This window comes from Nocardioides lacusdianchii, assembly GCF_020102855.1.
Taxonomy (GTDB): domain Bacteria; phylum Actinomycetota; class Actinomycetes; order Propionibacteriales; family Nocardioidaceae; genus Nocardioides; species Nocardioides lacusdianchii.
Genome location: NZ_JADHZD010000048.1, coordinates 1 through 840 on the forward strand (window position 1 = coordinate 1; position 840 = coordinate 840).

Annotated in this window: 1 protein-coding gene; it reads left to right on the plus strand. The window is 65.7% G+C overall.

Annotated features, from left to right (window positions below; translation table 11 throughout):
- Positions 1 to 731: IS30 family transposase (locus IRX98_RS22400; RefSeq protein ID WP_224280572.1), on the plus strand; the 731-nt coding region annotated here is incomplete at its 5' end.
- Positions 732 to 840: the final 109 nt, after the last annotated feature.

An 840-nucleotide genomic window follows, 5' to 3' on the forward strand; every position in this document is an offset into this window, starting at 1 on the left:
CCGATGATGAATCCATGCGCATCAGCCACGAGGCGATCTACCAGTCGCTCTACATCGAGGGCCGCGGCGCGTTGAAACGCGAGCTGGTCTGGTGCCTGCGCACCGGCCGCGCGTTACGGGCGCCGCGGGAGCGATCACGGCGCAAGACCTGGGCACACGTCACACCCGAGACGCTGATCAGCGAACGCCCCGCTGAAGCCGAGGACCGTGCCGTTCCCGGCCACTGGGAAGGCGACCTGCTGATCGGACTGGAACGCTCGGCGATCGGCACCGTCGTCGACCGCACGACCAAGTTCACGATGCTGGTCCACCTTCCGCGTGAGGAGGGCTACAGGCATAAGGAGACGCCGAGGAACGGCCCCGCATTGGCCGGCTACGGCGCGCTCACGATGAAGGACGCGCTGGCGAGAACTATGTCGACGCTGCCGACCGAACTGGCGAGGTCGCTGACCTGGGACCGCGGGAAGGAGATGTCCGCGCACGCCAAGTTCAGTGTCGAGACTGGGATCCCGGTGTTCTTCGCTGACCCACAATCGCCGTGGCAGCGCGGGACGAACGAGAACACCAACGGCCTGCTCCGCCAGTATTTCCCCAAAGGCACCGACCTGTCGCGCTGGTCGGCCGAGGAGATCGAAGCCGTCGCTCACGCCCTGAACACCCGGCCCCGCAAGACCCTCGGATGGAAGACACCCGCCGAGGCGTTCAACGAGCATCAGTTGAGTCCCCGATAGTGGTGTAGCGCGGTCGCCGAGATCGTCACCGGCGTGTACGTCGGACGTTGGCGCGGCCACCGCGTGATCCTTCGAGTCAACCTTCTACCGAATCCTCGAGGACCATCAC